The organism is Bradyrhizobium sp. YR681 (assembly GCF_000282615.1).
Classification (GTDB): domain Bacteria; phylum Pseudomonadota; class Alphaproteobacteria; order Rhizobiales; family Xanthobacteraceae; genus Bradyrhizobium.
The window spans coordinates 23,654-38,772 of the sequence record NZ_AKIY01000009.1; the positions used below are offsets into that span (position 1 = coordinate 23,654).

The 15,119-nt window shown below is 65.7% G+C and carries 17 protein-coding genes and 1 pseudogene; 4 read left to right on the forward strand and 14 right to left on the reverse strand.

What is annotated here, in order from left to right:
- Window positions 1-18: 18 nt before the first annotated feature.
- The 8 genes from phnN to phnG are packed head-to-tail and all read right to left on the reverse strand — an operon-like array spanning window position 19 to window position 6,319.
- Complete coding sequence (gene phnN, locus PMI42_RS01105; protein WP_008129752.1) at window positions 19-615, reverse strand: phosphonate metabolism protein/1,5-bisphosphokinase (PRPP-forming) PhnN; 597 nt, start codon at window positions 613-615, stop codon at window positions 19-21.
- Window positions 612-1,769, reverse strand: a complete 1,158-nt coding sequence (locus tag PMI42_RS01110; protein WP_008129753.1) for an alpha-D-ribose 1-methylphosphonate 5-triphosphate diphosphatase — start codon at window positions 1,767-1,769, stop codon at window positions 612-614. The genes phnN and PMI42_RS01110 overlap by 4 nt, the downstream gene beginning before the upstream one ends.
- A gap of 11 nt (window positions 1,770-1,780) precedes the next feature.
- Window positions 1,781-2,479 carry a phosphonate C-P lyase system protein PhnL gene (phnL, locus tag PMI42_RS01115; RefSeq protein WP_008129754.1) on the reverse strand — a complete coding sequence of 233 codons (699 nt, stop codon included), beginning with the start codon at window positions 2,477-2,479 and terminating at the stop codon, window positions 1,781-1,783.
- Window positions 2,480-2,502: 23 nt separating this feature from the next.
- A complete protein-coding gene (phnK, locus tag PMI42_RS01120; RefSeq protein ID WP_008129755.1) occupies window positions 2,503-3,300 on the reverse strand; it encodes a phosphonate C-P lyase system protein PhnK in 798 nt (265 codons plus the stop codon).
- On the reverse strand, window positions 3,293-4,189 hold the full coding sequence (locus PMI42_RS01125; protein WP_008129756.1) for an alpha-D-ribose 1-methylphosphonate 5-phosphate C-P-lyase PhnJ: 897 nt from the start codon (window positions 4,187-4,189) through the stop codon (window positions 3,293-3,295). Before PMI42_RS01125 ends, phnK begins: the two co-directional genes overlap by 8 nt.
- The gene (locus PMI42_RS01130; RefSeq protein ID WP_008129757.1) at window positions 4,186-5,289 is read right to left on the reverse strand and encodes a carbon-phosphorus lyase complex subunit; all 1,104 of its coding nucleotides are present in this window, start codon (window positions 5,287-5,289) and stop codon (window positions 4,186-4,188) included. The genes PMI42_RS01125 and PMI42_RS01130 overlap by 4 nt, the downstream gene beginning before the upstream one ends.
- Window positions 5,290-5,292: 3 nt before the next feature.
- Window positions 5,293-5,901: a phosphonate C-P lyase system protein PhnH gene (gene phnH, locus PMI42_RS01135; protein WP_008129758.1), complete on the reverse strand. Its 609-nt coding sequence runs from the start codon at window positions 5,899-5,901 to the stop codon at window positions 5,293-5,295.
- A gap of 4 nt (window positions 5,902-5,905) precedes the next feature.
- Window positions 5,906-6,319: a phosphonate C-P lyase system protein PhnG gene (phnG, locus tag PMI42_RS01140; protein ID WP_008129761.1), complete on the reverse strand. Its 414-nt coding sequence runs from the start codon at window positions 6,317-6,319 to the stop codon at window positions 5,906-5,908.
- A 171-nt stretch (window positions 6,320-6,490) separates the two neighbouring features.
- Here phnG and phnF point away from each other — a divergent pair, with 171 nt between their 5' ends.
- Complete coding sequence (gene phnF, locus PMI42_RS01145; protein WP_008129763.1) at window positions 6,491-7,219, forward strand: phosphonate metabolism transcriptional regulator PhnF; 729 nt, start codon at window positions 6,491-6,493, stop codon at window positions 7,217-7,219.
- Between the two features lie 133 nt (window positions 7,220-7,352).
- Here the strand turns inward: phnF and phnE (PMI42_RS01150) are convergent, their stop codons facing one another.
- From phnE (PMI42_RS01150) to phnC, 4 genes are all read right to left on the reverse strand, one after another.
- A complete protein-coding gene (gene phnE / locus PMI42_RS01150) occupies window positions 7,353-8,201 on the reverse strand; it encodes a phosphonate ABC transporter, permease protein PhnE (protein ID WP_008129765.1) in 849 nt (282 codons plus the stop codon).
- Window positions 8,198-9,082 (reverse strand): phosphonate ABC transporter, permease protein PhnE, encoded by an 885-nt coding sequence (gene phnE / locus PMI42_RS01155; RefSeq protein ID WP_008129767.1) that lies wholly within the window; start codon window positions 9,080-9,082, stop codon window positions 8,198-8,200. The genes phnE (PMI42_RS01150) and phnE (PMI42_RS01155) overlap by 4 nt, the downstream gene beginning before the upstream one ends.
- A 76-nt stretch (window positions 9,083-9,158) precedes the next feature.
- Complete coding sequence (gene phnD / locus PMI42_RS01160) at window positions 9,159-10,094, reverse strand: phosphonate ABC transporter substrate-binding protein (protein ID WP_008129769.1); 936 nt, start codon at window positions 10,092-10,094, stop codon at window positions 9,159-9,161.
- Window positions 10,095-10,157: 63 nt separating this feature from the next.
- Entirely contained in the window at window positions 10,158-10,967 is an 810-nt protein-coding gene (phnC, locus tag PMI42_RS01165; protein WP_008129773.1) for a phosphonate ABC transporter ATP-binding protein, read from the reverse strand.
- 170 nt (window positions 10,968-11,137) lie between these two features.
- Between phnC and PMI42_RS01170 the strand changes: the two genes are divergently transcribed.
- From PMI42_RS01170 to PMI42_RS01180, 3 genes are read left to right on the forward strand one after another with little or no spacing between them, the layout of a single operon-like run.
- Window positions 11,138-11,800, forward strand: a complete 663-nt coding sequence (locus PMI42_RS01170) for a transferase hexapeptide repeat family protein (protein WP_008129775.1) — start codon at window positions 11,138-11,140, stop codon at window positions 11,798-11,800.
- Window positions 11,797-12,990 carry an alpha-D-ribose 1-methylphosphonate 5-triphosphate diphosphatase gene (locus PMI42_RS01175; RefSeq protein ID WP_008129777.1) on the forward strand — a complete coding sequence of 398 codons (1,194 nt, stop codon included), beginning with the start codon at window positions 11,797-11,799 and terminating at the stop codon, window positions 12,988-12,990. Before PMI42_RS01170 ends, PMI42_RS01175 begins: the two co-directional genes overlap by 4 nt.
- An 18-nt stretch (window positions 12,991-13,008) precedes the next feature.
- On the forward strand, window positions 13,009-13,707 hold the full coding sequence (locus tag PMI42_RS01180) for a DUF1045 domain-containing protein (RefSeq protein ID WP_008129778.1): 699 nt from the start codon (window positions 13,009-13,011) through the stop codon (window positions 13,705-13,707).
- 125 nt (window positions 13,708-13,832) lie between these two features.
- On the opposite strand, the gene PMI42_RS01185 is transcribed toward PMI42_RS01180, so the two are convergent.
- Both PMI42_RS01185 and PMI42_RS01190 read right to left on the reverse strand, forming a co-directional pair.
- Window positions 13,833-14,774, reverse strand: coding sequence for a dihydrodipicolinate synthase family protein (locus PMI42_RS01185; protein WP_008129780.1), 942 nt, complete (start codon window positions 14,772-14,774; stop codon window positions 13,833-13,835).
- A gap of 126 nt (window positions 14,775-14,900) precedes the next feature.
- A pseudogene (locus tag PMI42_RS01190) lies at window positions 14,901-15,119 on the reverse strand (methyl-accepting chemotaxis protein); the annotation flags it as partial.

Genomic DNA, 15,119 nt, shown 5'->3' on the forward strand with positions numbered 1-15,119 from the left:
CTCCTGTTGCGCCAGCGGTTATTCGTGCCAGCCTTCGTTCCTGATCACGCGCACGAGCTGGCGGCTGTGATAGTCCGCGCTGCCGGCATTGAGGATGGTGATATCGGCTTGCGCGGCCGCATCGTGGACGCTACGCGCGAGGCGGTCCGTGATATTGCCGTCGCTGTGACGGGCGCGGGCGGCAAGGCGCTGCGCCAGCACATCCGGCGGCGCGGTGATCGCGACGACGACGACGTTGGCATAGGCCTGGCGCAACGCTCCGATCACGGTGCGCGAGACATTGGCGACGACCGCGCGTCCTGCGCGGATATCGTCATTGATGTCGAGCGGGAGCGCGTAGGAATGTCCGTGCGCCTCCCAATGCACGGCGAAATCTCCATGGTCGCGCGCGCGGCCGAACTCATCCCGGCTGACCGCAATGTTGTCCTCGTCGGCGGAGGATTCGCGCGTGACGACACGGCGCGGGAAGACGATGTCGTGGTCGTCGGCGCAGGCCGCCTGCGCCAGCCGCAAAAGCGTGTCCTTGCCGGCGCCGCTGGGACCGACCACGAGCACGAGCCGTCCGGGTCCGATCCCGCCGGCCTCGTCCCGTGCCATGGTCGCGGTCTCGCTCATGCGACGCGGTGTCCTTCGCGCCAGACGCTGCGGACCACGGGAACGCTGCCGGCAACATGCACGCGGATCAAATCGGCACGCTTGCCGGTCGCGACCTCGCCGCGGTCGGTGAGGCCGACCGCCTCGGCCGGCGCCTTGGTCACGGTGCGAACCGCCGCCGGCAGGCTGATCGCGGGCACGTGCTCGGGCAATTGCAGCGCGGCCATCAGCAGGCTGGACGGAATGTAGTCCGACGACAGGATGTCGAGCAGGCCTTCGCGGGCGAGATCGACCGCGGCGATGTTGCCCGAATGCGAGCCGCCGCGCACGACGTTGGGTGCGCCCATCAGGATATCGATGCCGGCCTGGTGCAGGCCGCGCGCGGCTTCCAGCGTGGTCGGGAATTCCGCCACCGAGACACGATCGCGCACGGCGTCCGCGACGTTCTCCTCGGTGGTGTCGTCATGGCTCGCCAGCGGAATCCTGTACTCATGCGCCAGCGACACGATCTCACGCATGTTGCTCGCCGCATAAAGCCGCTGATATTCGAAGCGCTTTGCGAACAGCTCATCGAGCTCGGCATCGGTCTTGCCGCCGCCCTTGCCGCGGTAATAGTCGCGCAGCTTGACCTCGTCACGGAACTGACGCTGGCCGGGAGTGTGATCCATCAGCGACATCAGCTTGACGTCGGGACGGTCGATCAGCTCCTTGGCCTCCTCGACCACGCTCGGCATCGGGATCTCGCAGCGCAGATGCAGGAAGTGGTCGGCGCGCAGCAGATTGGCGTCGCGTGCGGTGGTGATCGCGGCGGCGAGCACGCCGGCGCGACCGTCGACTTCCTCGGCGCCGTCCTCGCGCCAGACCCGGAGCGAGTCGAACACGGTGGTGATGCCCGATGTGGCGAGCTGGCCGTCATAGGAGATGACGGCTGCGACTGGATTCCAGAACACTTTTGGGCGCGGCACGTAATGCGCCTCGAGATGATCGGTGTGCAGCTCGATCAGCCCGGGCATGATGAGATCGCCGCCGGCATCCTCGGCGCCCGCGGGCGCAGTCCCATCGCCGATCCCGGCGATGCGCCCGTCGGCGAGAGCGAGCCAGCCCTGCTCGATCACCCGGTCAGCCAGCACGATCCTGGCGTTGGCGATCACAGTATCTTTCGGCTTGGCGTTCATTTCCATGTCCTTCAGGCGGCGGCGGCAAAGCTGGTGACGTCAACAATACGGTCGGCAATCAGATGGCGGATTTCGTCGTCATGGACAATGGCGACCATGGCGACGCCCTGGCGCTTTTTCTCGGCGACCAGCTCGACCACGACGGCGCGGTTGGCGGCATCGAGCGAGGCGGTCGGCTCGTCGAGCAGCAGGATCGGCAGGTCCGAGATGAAGCCGCGGGCGATGTTCACACGCTGCTGCTCGCCGCCGGAGAAAGTCGCCGGCGGAAGCTGCCAGAGCCGTTCGGGGATGTTGAGACGGTGCAGCAGCTCGCCCGCGCGCGCCTGCGCGTCGGCTCGGCCCATGCCGTTGACGATCAAGGGCTCGGCGACGACATCGATGGTGGCAACGCGCGGCACCGCCCGCAGGAACTGGCTGACATAGCCGATGGTGGCGCGGCGGATGTTGAGAACCTGCCGCGGCTCGGCGGTGGCAAGATCGACCACCGCGCCGCGATGGCGGATACCGATGCGGCCCGAGTCGCAGCGGTAATTGCCGAAGATCATCTTCAGAATCGACGATTTGCCGGCGCCTGACGGCCCCGACAGCACGACGCACTCGCCGGGATTGACCTGGAAGGTCACGCCGCTGACGACCGGCAATTCGATGCCGCCCTGCAGGTGCATCGTAAAGGTCTTCTTGGCGTCGGCGATGTCGATCATGGCGGTCATCGGAAAACTCATCCTTGGAAGGCTTATGGCGGCAAAATCGAGGAGACGAGGAGTTGCGTATAGGGCTCGCGGGGATCGTCGAGCACCTGGTCGGTCAGGCCGGTCTCGATGACGCGGCCGCCCTTCATCACCATCACCCGGTGCGACAACAGCCGCGCGACCGCGAGATCGTGGGTGACGATGATGACGGCAAGATGCAGCTCGGCAACGAGGCTGCGCACGAGGTCGAGCAAGCGCGCCTGCACGGAGACGTCGAGGCCGCCGGTCGGCTCGTCCATGAACACCAGCCGCGGCTCGGTGACGAGATTGCGCGCGATCTGGAGCCGCTGGCGCATGCCGCCGGAATAGGTGCGCGGCGCATCGTCGATGCGCGCTGTGTCGATCTCGACGCGGCCAAGCCAGTCGGATGCGGTCTCACGGATGCGACCATAGTGATTCCAGCCCACCGCCATCAGCCGCTCGCCGACATTGGCACCGGCCGAGACCGCCATGCGCAGGCCCTGCGCGGGATCCTGGTGCACAAAGCCCCAGTCGGTGCGGAACAGGAAGCGGCGCTCGGCTTCGCCCAGCGTGGTGAGATCACGGGTGATACCTTCACGCATGCGATACGAAACATGGCCGCCGCTCGGCGCGAGCTGGCCGGACAGCATTTGCAGCAGCGTCGATTTGCCCGAGCCGGATTCGCCGACGATGGCGAGCACCTCACCGGGGTAGAGCGAGAAGGAGACGTCGCGGCAGGCCGCGATACGACCGTAGGACTTGCTGAGAGCTTCGGCGACCAGCAGCGGCTGGTCATTCTCGAGCGCGGCTTGATCAGCCATTTGATTTCTCCTGCGCCTTCTCCTTGTACGGCGCGGCGCTCAGGCTGCCGTGATGGCCGGCGGCCTGACGGCCCTCGCAATAGTCGGTGTCCGAGCAGACGAACATACGGCCGCCCTTGTCGTCGGTGACGATCTCGTCGAGGTAGGAATTTTCCGCCGCGCACAGCGCGCAGGGCGCGTTGAAACGATATGGCTCGAACGGATGATCCTCGAAATCGAGCGACACCACCTGCGTGTAGGGTGGGATCGCATAGATGCGCTTCTCGCGGCCCGCGCCGAACAATTGCAGCGCCGGGCAATTGTCCATCTTGGGGTTGTCGAATTTCGGCGTCGGCGACGGGTCCATCACGTAGCGCGCATTGACCTTCACCGGATAGGCGTAGGCGGTGGCGATGTGGCCGAAGCGGGCGATGTCCTCGTAGAGCTTGACGTGCATCAGGCCGTATTCGGCCAGCGCATGCATGCGGCGCGTCTCGGTCTCGCGCGGCTCGAGGAAGCGCAGCGGCTCCGGGATCGGCACCTGATAGACCAGCACCTGATTCGCGTGCAGCGACGTCTCCGGAATGCGGTGACGGGTCTGGATCACGGTCGCCTCATCGGTCGCCGTCGTCGTGGCGACGCCGGCGGTCTTGGCGAAGAATTTTCGGATCGAGATCGCGTTGGTGGTGTCGTCCGACCCCTGGTCGATTACTTTCAGAACGTCGCTCGGGCCGAGGATCGCAGCCGTCACCTGCACGCCGCCGGTGCCCCAGCCATAGGGCATCGGCATTTCGCGGCTGGCGAACGGCACCTGATAGCCGGGGATCGCGATCGCTTTCAGGATCGCGCGGCGGATCATCCGCTTGGTCTGCTCGTCGAGATAGGCGAAATTGTAGGCGGGCGCGTTCATTCCGCGGCCTCCTTCATGGCGTCGGGCGCGCTGGCCTCGGCAAATTCCTTGCGCAACTTACGCAGGAGGCCGAGCTCGGACTGGAAGTCGACATAATGCGGCAGCTTCAGATGCTCAACGAAGCCGGTCGCCTGGACGTTGTCCGAATGCGACATCACGAATTCTTCATCTTGCGCCGGGGCAAGCGCCTCCTCGCCGAGTTCGCGGGCACGCAGCGCCCGGTCGACCAGCGCCATCGACATGGTCTTGCGCTCGCTCTGGCCGAAGGCGAGGCCATAGCCGCGGGTGAAGCACGGCGCTTCCGTCGCAGAACCCTTGAACTGGTTGACCATCTGGCACTCGGTGAGCTCGATCGCGCCGAGCGGCACGGCAAAGCCGACATCCTCGGCGAACAACTCGACCTCGACCTCGCCGAAGCGGATCTCGCCGACGAAGGGATGGTTGCGACCATAGCCGCGCTGGGTGGAATAGCCCATCGCGAGCAGAAATCCTTCGTCGCCGCGCGCGAGGTTTTGCAGGCGCAGATCGCGGTCCGCCGGGAAATTCAGCGGCTCGCGCGTGAGATCGCCGACGCTGGCGCCCTCCTCGGCCTGCGGAGAGGATTCGATCAGCCCGTCGCGGCCGAGAATATCGGTCACGCGCGGCGTCGGTGCCGTCGAGGCTTCAGCTGCCGCCGGCGCCTCCGGCACAAACCCTTCCGCGAGCGAGGGATCGAGCAGACGGTGCGTGTAGTCGAAGGTCGGCCCGAGGATCTGGCCGCCGGGAATGTCCTTGAAGGTCGCGGACACCCGCCGCTGCACTCGCATCGCGCCGGTCTCGACCGGCTCGCTGGCGCCGAAACGCGGCAAGGTGGCGCGGAAGGCGCGCACCAGGAAGATCGCCTCGATGAGATCGCCGCGCGCCTGCTTGATCGCGAGCGCCGCGAGTTCGCGATCATAGAGCGAGCCTTCGCTCATGACGCGATCGACGGCCAGCCCAAGCTGCTCCGAGATCTGGTCGAGGGAGATTTCCGCAACGCTCTGGTCGCCGCGCCGCGCATGGGCGAGCAGGCGATGGGCGTTCTCGATGGCGCGTTCGCCGCCTTTGACTGCGACATACATGCTTCAGCTTCCTTTGCTCACGACGCGCGTGGTGCGGGGGATCGCGACCACGGCGTCATCCGCGACCAGCACGACGTCGATGCCGCGCGGAAACAGCGCCTCGTTCATGCCCAGCCGCTCGAACAGGTCGAACGGCTTGATCGACGCCTGGAGCGTCGCAACGCCGTCGATGCCGGGGCCGCGCAGCTCGAAGCTTCGTCCAGCATCAAGGCTCTCGACCTGGATGATCACCGTGGTCGAACGATCCGGATATTCGCTGGTGCCGAGCGCGAAGCATTCGAGCGCCGGCAGCAAGGCGCCCTCGCTGACCAGCGCGAATGCCGCGATCGAGGAATCCTGCACCACGGGTGCACCGGTGTGGAATTTCAGCCACTTCGTGACGTCGGAACTTTCCGACATCCGCGCATCGAGCCAGAGCGGCGTGTCGTGGTCGAACAGCGTCAGCGCAATCGCGGCAGTGCCGCGCATCATCGTGGCAGGCGCGCCCGCCATCGGCACGATGCGCTGGACCGAGCCCGGCCGCGCCATCGCGTCCATGACCGAACGAAAGGTCGATTGCGCCGACAACACCTTGTCGACGAAACCGGGCGGCAATTCCGCAATCGTGGTCATGGCCTCACCCCTCACCGCGCACCATGGTGTAGAAATCAACCTTCGTCGCGGCGGTCTCCGCCGCTGTCCGGTTCCGGCGCAGCATAAGCTGCTCACGCAACGGCGCGATAACATCCCGCTCCACCGGTCCGCCAAAATCCCGCGACTGCACCAGTGCATCGCACAGTGCGATCAACCGCGCCTTCTCGCCATCGCGCCCGAGCGTGTAGCCGAAGCCGACCTCCCCGCTCGCAAGCCGCACCGCGGCGCGCGACACCGTGGCTTCGCCGAGATTGAACGGCGCGCCGTCGCCGCCGACCCGCCCGCGCAGCATGACGAGGCCGTTTTCCGGCACGCGCAGATCCTGATGGGCCGGAAGCGCGAAGTTGCGGAGGCGAGCGGCGATCTCGCCCGCCTCCGCATGCGCCAGCACGGCCATGGCGGCCTGGCGCTGGGCTTGCTGATTGTCTTGCTGGGTCACCAAATCCACCGAGCTCTCTTACGAAAACTTGCCGAAGCCAAGTTGTCTATGATAGTAGACAACTTCATACGGAAGCGCCATGACTGTTTCGTGACAAAGGTGTGATTTCCGGAGTAGGTTGCCGGCGACATGAGCATGCAGGACACCGCCTCTTCGGGCGTCGCGCTGTGGCGCCTCGTTGCCGACGGCATCGAGCGGGGCATTGCCGACGGCCGCTTTGCGGCCGGCGACAAATTGCCGGGCGAGATGGAGATCGCCGAAACCTACCGGGTGAACCGCCACACCGTGCGGCGCGCGCTGGCCGCGCTCGCCGAACGCGGCATCGTGCGCGCCGAGCGCGGCAGCGGAACCTATGTCGAGGCGCAGAAGCTCGCCTATCCCCTGCGCTCGCGCACGCGCTTCTCCGAGATCGTCGGCGCCGACGGCCGTGAGCCGCATGGCCGCTTGATCGAAGCATCGGAAGACGTCGCAACGCGTGAGCTGGCGAAGGAGCTGGGGTTGAAGACCGGCGCGCCGCTGGTGCGGATCGAGGCCATCCGCCTTGCCGACCGCACGCCGATCTGCGTCTCCACCACGTGGTTGTCAGCCGAGCTGTTTCCGGGCGCGGGCGAGGTGTTCGCCGCCACACGCTCGATGACGAAACTGCTCGAGCATTACGGCGTTCGCGACTACCGTCGCGGTGCCACCCGGATCACCGCCGGCATTGTCGACGCCACCGACGCCGCGCGGCTCGATCTGCCGCTGGGACGGCCGATCCTGGTGGTGGACGCCACCGACCACGATCTCGTCGGCAAGCCGCTGGTGACGAAGCATTCGCGCTTTGCGGCGGAGCGGGTGGAGTTTCTGGTGGAGCCGTAGAGGACGAATCCTCGCTCCGCGAATCCGGACTCGTAGGGTGGGCAAAGGCGCACTTCGCGCCGTGCCCACGATCTCTCTCGATCGTTAAAGGTGGTGGGCACGCTGCGCTTTGCCCACCCTACGGCACCTTTGATCAGGCGACAGCACGCCTGCCAATAATGGCAAACCGCAGCTTGCTGGAAACGAAATCGATCGCAGCGACCGCGACCAGGATCATCAAGATCAGGAACGACACCCTCTGCCATTCCAGCACGCGAATCTGCTCGGCGAGCTGGAGGCCGATGCCGCCGGCACCGACGATGCCGATGATGGTGGCCGAACGGGTGTTGGATTCGATGAAGTAGAGCACCTGGCCGGCAATCACGGGCAGGACCTGCGGCAGCAGGCCGAAGCGAATCTCGTGCAGCGGGCTGCCGCCGGAGGCGCGGATGCCCTCGACCTGCTTCTGGTCGGCGCCTTCGATCGCTTCGGAGAACAGTTTTCCGAAGGCGCCGAAGTCCGACACGGCGATGGCGAGCACGCCGGCGAACGGGCCGAGGCCGACTACGTTGATCCACACCAGCGCCCAGATCAGCGTGTCGACGCCGCGGATCGAATCCAGGAAGCGCCTGATGGGAAAGCGCAGGATCTGCGAAGGTATGACGTTGCGCGCGGCGAGCAGGCTGACCGGAAGCGCGAAGACAGCGGCGAGCGTCGTGCCCAGCAACGCGATCGAGAGTGTCTCGCCCAATGCCTTCAGATAGACCGGCAGCGACGAGCCCGGATCCGGCGGAATCATCATCAGGCTGATCCAGCCGAGCTGGCTCAGCCCTGCGAAGAAGCGCGACGGCGAGAAATCGAGATCGACGAGGCCGTAGACCAGGATCGCGAGCGCCGCGACGATCGTCGCCGGCATGGCGAGCCGCGCCGAAGCCGGCCGGTCGAACATTTCGGGGTAGCGCGCGCGGATCTGCGCGGTGTCGACCTCCTGCGGCCTCGTCACGTCCGCGCCTCCCTGCCGAACAGGCGGCCGCGCAGCCAGCCGGTGCCGATGTCGATGATGAAGACGGTGATGATGATGGTGAGCAGGATCGCGCTGACATCCGAATAATAGAACTTGCGGATCGCGACGACGAGCTCCTGGCCGATGCCGCCGGCGCCGACGAAACCCATGACAGAGGCTTCGCGGACGTTGATCTCGAAGCGCAACAGCGCGTAGCTGGCATAGCCCGCCGTCACCTGCGGCACGATGGCAAAGCGCATGCAGGCGAGCCAGCTCGCGCCGGTCGAGCGGATGCCTTCGACCGGCTTCATGTCGGCGTTCTCGACGATCTCCGAGAACAGCTTTCCGAGCGCACCGGTGGAGTGGATCGCGATCGCGAGCACGCCGGCCATCGGACCGAGACCGAAGGCGATCACGAAGATCAGCGCGAAGACGATGCCGGGGACGGTGCGCGCGAACTCGAGCAGGCGGCGCACCACGAAACGCAGCCAGGGTGCCGGCGAGGTGTTTTCAGCCGCGAAGAAATTCAGGCAAAATGCGAGGGTCGCGCCGATCAGCGTGCCGACATAGGAGATCAGCAGCGTCTCACCCAGCATCTTCAGCCATTTGCGCCAGCCCCACAGCCATTCGCCGACATCGGTCCAGACCCGCTGGCCGTTGTCGAGCGTGAGGATGCGGTCGAAATAGCTGACGAAGTTGCCGAAATAGGTGAACAGCGTGCGCAGATTCACTTCGGCGCCGACCGCGGCGAGAAGCAGCGCGGCGGCGAACACCGCGGCTCCGAGCAGGAGACGGAGCCGCCTGCGCGCGACCGCCCGGCCATAGGCGGCGTTCAGCGCAGCCAGTTGCTGCTCGGGCAGGATCGAAACCGCGAGGGTCATGGGATCAGGGAAAGTGGCCGATCAGAAGAGAAAGAGCCGGGTCCATCGACCCGGCTCCAGTGACGTCGCCCTGAGATCAGGACGCCTTCTTCTTACGCAGTGCATCGACGAACTTGATCAGCTCGATCGTGCCATCCCAATCCTTGGTGGTGGCGGGATGAAAACCCTTCTTCTGGCCGTCCTGGAGGCGGTCGAAGGCCGCCTTGTCCTTGGCCGGCGCGTCGAAGAACGCCTTGGCGATGGCGGCCTTGGCCTCTTCCGGCAGGTCGGCATTGTAGGCATAGGGGCCGTTGATGATCGGCGCCGACTTGTGGATGATGCGGAAATCGTCCTTCTTCATCGGCGAGCCGTCGGCGTTCTTCAGCATGCCCTTGGTCAGCATCTGCGCCAGCGTCGAATCGTCGTCGCTGGTCCACTGATTGGCGGCGACGTCGACCGTGCCCTGCGCCAGCGCCAGGATCGCGTTCTCGTGGCTGCCGGTGAAGACGACCTTGCTGAAATAGGTGTCGGCGTCCGCGATGCCCATCTTGTCGAGCTCGAAGCGCGGCACGTTGTTGCCGGAGGTCGAGTTCGGGTCGACCAGGCCGAGGTTCTTGCCCTTGAGCTGATCGACGCTCTTGTAGGGGCTGTTCGCCTTGACGAAGAACACCGAGTAATAGCCGGTCGAGCCGTCCGCGTTGATGTCGTTGGCGAAGGCATCGGTCTTGACACCGGTCAGACGGGCGCGGGCGAACGACGCCGAGCCGTAGCTGGCGATATGGATGTTGCCGGCGCGCTGGCCCTCGATGACCGCCGCATAGTCGTTGGCGATGCGCAGCGTGACCTTCACGCCCAGTTCCTTGGACAGATAACTCATGAACGGCGCCCAGCGCTCGGTGACGCCCGAAGCGTTTTCCGCCGGAATGACCGCGAAGGTCAGCTCGGGATATTTGGCTTTCCAGTCCTCAGCGGAGGCCGACGTCGTGAACGCGAGCGCGGCCGCGCCGGCGAGAATTAATCTGCGAGTGATCATGATAGCCTCTTCATCGGTTGATGTCGGTTGACGCAAAACTGGCAACTAAACAGGTGGCGCGGCTCAAGCCGCCGCGGCGGTTCCGAGCTCCGGAACGCCCGCCGGCGCCGGCGCAGGCGTTCCACCCATGATTTCGGCGGCTTCGAGATCGTAGAGCTCGCGCGCGACGTGATCGGTCAACTCGGCCGGCGCGCCGTCGAACACCACACGCCCCTGCGCCATGCCGATCAGGCGGTCGCAATAGCTGCGCGCCAGATCCAGCGAATGCAGGTTGCAGAGCACGGTGATGCCGAAATGCTTGTTGATGCGCAGCAGCGCATCCATGACGATCTTGGTATTGCGGGGATCGAGCGAGGCGATCGGCTCGTCGGCAAGGATGATGTCGGGCTGCTGCACCAGCGCGCGGGCGATCGCGACGCGCTGCTGCTGGCCGCCGGACAATTGGTCGGCGCGCTGGGCCGCGAGCGCGGCGATGTCGAACTGTTCGAGCGCCGACATCGCCAGCGCCTTGTCCTGCTCGGGCCAGCTCTGCGTCAGCGAGCGCCAGGCCGGCATCGTCGCAAGGCGCCCCATCAGCACGTTGGTGAGAACATCGAGCCGGCCGACCAGGTTGAATTGCTGGAAGATCATGGCCGAGCGCGCGCGCCACTGCCGCAGCTCCTTGCCGCGCAACGCGGTGACGTCGAGGCCGTCGAACAGGATGCGGCCCTGTGTCGGCGTCGCGAGCCGATTGATCATGCGCAGCATGGTCGACTTGCCGGCGCCGGAGCGCCCGATCACACCGACGAAGCCGCCGGGGGAAACTTGAAACGAAGCGTCGTCCACCGCGGCTTTTGCGCCAAAGCGGCACGTCAGACCTTCAACCACCAGCATGCAGGGCTCCAGAGTAGCTGGGACCCACGGCTAGCGCCGACGCTTGACACTTGTGTGACATGCGCGCTGCGGTGCGGCGATCCTACACACCTCATCCCCTGTCATCGCACCGTCATGACACTGTCATCAGCCGGCTCGAAGAGGAGCCGTTCTCGAATGACGGATGTAACATGGCCGGCAAAACGCTTTCGGTTCAACCGACCATTGACCCCTCGGCCAAGCTGCATGAGACCAGGCTCGGCCCCTATACCGAGGTCGGCGCGCGCACGATCCTGAACGAAGTCACGATGGGCGACTACTCCTACGTCGTGAACGATGCGCAGATCACCTACACCACCATCGGAAAATTCTGCTCGATCGCGGCGATGACGCGGATCAATCCCGGCAATCACCCGATGCAGCGCGCGACGCAGGCGCATTTCACCTACCGCTCCAGCGCCTACTTCGAAGGCGAGAGCGACGACACGGAATTCTTCGACTGGCGGCGCCAGCATCACGTCCATATCGGCCATGACGTCTGGGTCGGCCATGGCGCGATCGTGCTGCCGGGCCGCAACATCGGCACCGGCGCGGTGATCGCCGCCGGCGCCATCGTCACCAGGGACGTGCCGGCTTACACCATCGTCGCCGGCAATCCGGCGCGGATCGTGCGGCGGCGGTTCTCGGAAGAGGTCGCCGGACGGCTGGCGCGGCTCGCCTGGTGGGACTGGGATCACGACAAATTGCGTGAAGCCCTGCCCGATTTCCGCAAGCTCGGGATTGAAGATTTCCTCGCGGCATATGAAGCACGGACAATCTCCCCTCGCAGCAGCAAACGAAGCGCGGTCGCGTGACAGACATTTTTCTTGAAGGCGGCCGGGTCCTGATCGGCTCGGAGCTCGCCGAAACCTCACTGACCGTATCAGGAGCGGACATCGCGCAGATCGATGGATCGCGCGGCCGGACGCGGCTGGCGATCGATGCGCGCAACCTTCTGGTGCTATCAGGCATCGTCGATCTGCACGGCGATGCTTTCGAGCGGCAGATGATGCCGCGCGCCGGCGTCGACTTCCCGATCGACGTCGCGCTCGCCGACAGCGACCGCCAGGCGATCAGCAACGGCATCACCACCGTGTTTCATGCGACCACCTGCTCGTGGGAGCCGGGCCTGCGCAGCGCCGACAATGCGCGCGGGCTGATGGAGGCGATCGAGCGGCAGCGTCCGCAATTCGCCGCCGACACCCGCTTCCATCTGCGGCACGAGACCTACAATCTCGATGCCGAGGCAGAAATCAGCCAGTGGCTCGGCGAGGGCCGCGTCGACCTGTTCGCCTTCAACGACCACATGGACGGCACCGTCGGCGACATGGCCAAGCCGCGCAAGCGCAACCGCATGGTGGAACGCACCGGCCTCTCGAGCGAGGATTTTGACCGGCTGGTCGAACGTGTGCTTTCACGCGCCTCCGAGGTGCCCGGTTCCATTTCCCGGCTGGCGGCTGCGGCTCGCGCGGCAGAGGTGCGGATGCTCTCGCATGACGATGCGACGCCTGCGATGCGCCAGGAATTTCGCGCGCTTGGCGCCATGATCGCGGAGTTTCCGGTCAACGAGGAGACGGCGCGGGCAGCGGCAGGCCACGGCGACGCCATCGTCTACGGCGCACCCAACGTGGTGCGCGGCGGCAGCCACACCGGCTGGACCAGGGCATCCGACATGATCGCCAAGGGACTCTGCTCGGTGCTGGCGTCGGACTATTACTATCCCGCGCAGCTGCTCGCCGCGTTCCGCCTCGTCGCCGACGGCGTGCTGCCGCTGGCGAAGGCCTGGGATCTGGTGTCCGCCGGACCTGCACGCGCGACCGGCCTTGCCGATCGCGGCCTTCTCGCGGAAGGACATCGGGCCGACATTCTGCTGGTCGACGACACCGTGCCGTTGCGGCCGCGGCTCATCGCGGTGATCGCGGGCGGAAAGCTCGTGCATCTCACCGATGCCACGCGGCTGCTCGCTGCGGCGGCGACGCCGCGCGAGGCTGTCGTTGCGGCATAAATTGGTTATGCTGACGCGATGACAGATTTTCCCCGCTACGCGATCTACTTTGCCGCAGGCAGCAACAGCCCCCTCTCCCGCTTCGGCGCCGAGTTGCTGGGCTATGATGCCTATACCGGCGATGAAATGCCGTTTCCTGCCGATGCCTTGCGTGTCGCGCCGGCCTGGCGCGACGTCACGGCCGATCCCCGCAAATATGGTTTTCACGGCACGCTGAAGGCACCGATGGCGCTGACGTCCGGGAAAACCGAGGCGGAGCTTATGACGGCCTGCGCAGCCTTCGCCGGCAAGGCCCGGGCGATCCCGGCGATCCGGCCCGTCGTCGATGCCATCAGCGGCTTCATCGCTGTCATTCCGGCGGAACCGGTCGACGCGCTTCAACAGCTTGCCGCCGATTGCGTCCGCGACTTTGATCCGTTCCGCCCGGCCCTGACGGCGGAAGACCGAGCGCGGCGCAGGCCGGAGAAGCTGAGCGAGCGGCAGCGCGATTATCTCGACCGCTGGGGCTATCCTTACGTCATGGAGGAATTCCGCTTCCACATGACGCTGACGGGGCGGCTGGATGCGGAACGGCGCGAGCCGATTCTGGAGATGCTGCGGAAGCGGTTTGCCGGGCTCGGTCTTGATACGCTTGCGATGGACCGGATCGCGCTGTTCAGGCAGGACGATGCGAGTGCGCGCTTTCGCATCGTCGGCGAATGGATGCTGGCGCGGTAGCGCCGTATTCAGCTTTCGTAGGGCGGGCGAAGGCGCAAGGCGCCGTGCCCACTACTTTTCCCGATGGCAAACAGGCGGTGGGCACGCTTCGCTTTATCCACCCTACGGCTGTGGAGTGTGTGACTCTACTTCCCCCACCGCAGTGCCAGCGTGTCGCGCTCCTTGGCCAGCTCCAGCAATCCCGCCCGCGTCGCCGGATGCAGCGGCTGAAGCGGATGGCGCACGGCGTCCGACTTGATCACGCCGCCGGCCTGCATCATGACCTTGCAGGCGACCAGCCCACATTGACGGTTCTCGTAATTGATCAGCGGCAGCCAGCGCTCATAGGCGGCTTTTGCCTTCTCGCGATCGCCGGCGAAATAGGGATCGACGATCTGGCGGATGCCGTCGGGATAGCCGCCGCCGGTCATGGCGCCGGTGGCGCCGGCGTCGAGATCGGCGAGCAGCGTGATCGCCTCCTCGCCGTCCCACGGCCCCTCGATGTCCTTGCCACCAGCCTCGATCAGGCTGCGGAGCTTCGACGCAGCGCCAGGCACCTCGATCTTGAAATAGCGGATGTTGGCGAATTCGCGCGACAGCCGCGCGAGCAGTTCGACCGACAATGGCGTACCCGCCACCGGCGCATCCTGGATCATGATGGGGATGCTGATTGCACCGGAGAGCACCTTGAAGAACTCGACGATGCCCTTCTCCGGTACGCGAAACGTCGCGCCGTGATAGGGCGGCATCACCATCACCATCGCGGCACCAAGCGCTTCGGCCTGCTTGCTGCGCGCCGCGCACACGGCCGAGCTGAAATGCGTGGTGGTGACGATCACGGGAACCCGGCCCGCAACATGCTCCAGCACCGCATGCATGACGGTTTCACGTTCGGCATCGGTGAGCACGAACTGCTCGGAGAAGTTTGCGAGGATGCAGAGGCCGTGCGAGCCCGCATCAATCATGAAATCGATGCAGCGGCGCTGGCCATCCAGATCAAGCTCGCCGCGTTCGTCGAAGATGGTGGGAGCGACCGGGAACACACCGCGATAAGGGCGCTGGGCCTTGTGGTGGGGCGTAACCGGCATCGAACTCTCCATCCCTGAACGTGTCTTACGTCTGTGGCGCCTCGCGCAACGTCACAGATGTACCCGCCGCGCGAACCGGCGGCAATGCCATTCGCGCGGGCGCCGGGATGTCAGGAATGATCGACGCTAGGCGGTCTTCACCGCGCCGAGGAATCCCTCGACCGCAGTGCGGAGACGATCGGCATCGGCCGACATCTTCTTGACGGATTCCGTCAGCACGGTGCCGGCGTTACCGGTCTCCTGGTTGAGCTTGGCGACGCTGCCGATGGTATCGGTGACCTCGCGGGTGCCCTGGGCGGCCTGCTGGAAGTTGCGCGAGATCTCGGTGGTCGCCGCGCGCTGTTG

Excerpts from the sequence above, each read along its gene's own strand:
- phnG (WP_008129761.1), bottom strand. The coding sequence starts at position 6,319 with ATGGCCGTGCTGGCGCATGCGGAGGCGGGCGAGATCGCCGCTCGCCTC.
- PMI42_RS01180 (WP_008129778.1), top strand. The coding sequence starts at position 13,009 with ATGACAGATTTTCCCCGCTACGCGATCTACTTTGCCGCAGGCAGCAAC.
- PMI42_RS01130 (WP_008129757.1), bottom strand. The coding sequence starts at position 5,289 with ATGTATGTCGCAGTCAAAGGCGGCGAACGCGCCATCGAGAACGCCCAT.
- phnK (WP_008129755.1), bottom strand. The coding sequence starts at position 3,300 with ATGGCTGATCAAGCCGCGCTCGAGAATGACCAGCCGCTGCTGGTCGCC.
- PMI42_RS01185 (WP_008129780.1), bottom strand. The coding sequence starts at position 14,774 with ATGCCGGTTACGCCCCACCACAAGGCCCAGCGCCCTTATCGCGGTGTG.
- phnL (WP_008129754.1), bottom strand. The coding sequence starts at position 2,479 with ATGACCGCCATGATCGACATCGCCGACGCCAAGAAGACCTTTACGATG.
- phnH (WP_008129758.1), bottom strand. The coding sequence starts at position 5,901 with ATGACCACGATTGCGGAATTGCCGCCCGGTTTCGTCGACAAGGTGTTG.
- phnE (WP_008129767.1), bottom strand. The coding sequence starts at position 9,082 with ATGACCCTCGCGGTTTCGATCCTGCCCGAGCAGCAACTGGCTGCGCTG.
- phnD (WP_008129769.1), bottom strand. The coding sequence starts at position 10,094 with ATGATCACTCGCAGATTAATTCTCGCCGGCGCGGCCGCGCTCGCGTTC.
- PMI42_RS01125 (WP_008129756.1), bottom strand. The coding sequence starts at position 4,189 with ATGAACGCGCCCGCCTACAATTTCGCCTATCTCGACGAGCAGACCAAG.
- phnC (WP_008129773.1), bottom strand. The coding sequence starts at position 10,967 with ATGCTGGTGGTTGAAGGTCTGACGTGCCGCTTTGGCGCAAAAGCCGCG.
- phnF (WP_008129763.1), top strand. The coding sequence starts at position 6,491 with ATGAGCATGCAGGACACCGCCTCTTCGGGCGTCGCGCTGTGGCGCCTC.
- PMI42_RS01170 (WP_008129775.1), top strand. The coding sequence starts at position 11,138 with ATGGCCGGCAAAACGCTTTCGGTTCAACCGACCATTGACCCCTCGGCC.
- phnN (WP_008129752.1), bottom strand. The coding sequence starts at position 615 with ATGAGCGAGACCGCGACCATGGCACGGGACGAGGCCGGCGGGATCGGA.
- PMI42_RS01110 (WP_008129753.1), bottom strand. The coding sequence starts at position 1,769 with ATGAACGCCAAGCCGAAAGATACTGTGATCGCCAACGCCAGGATCGTG.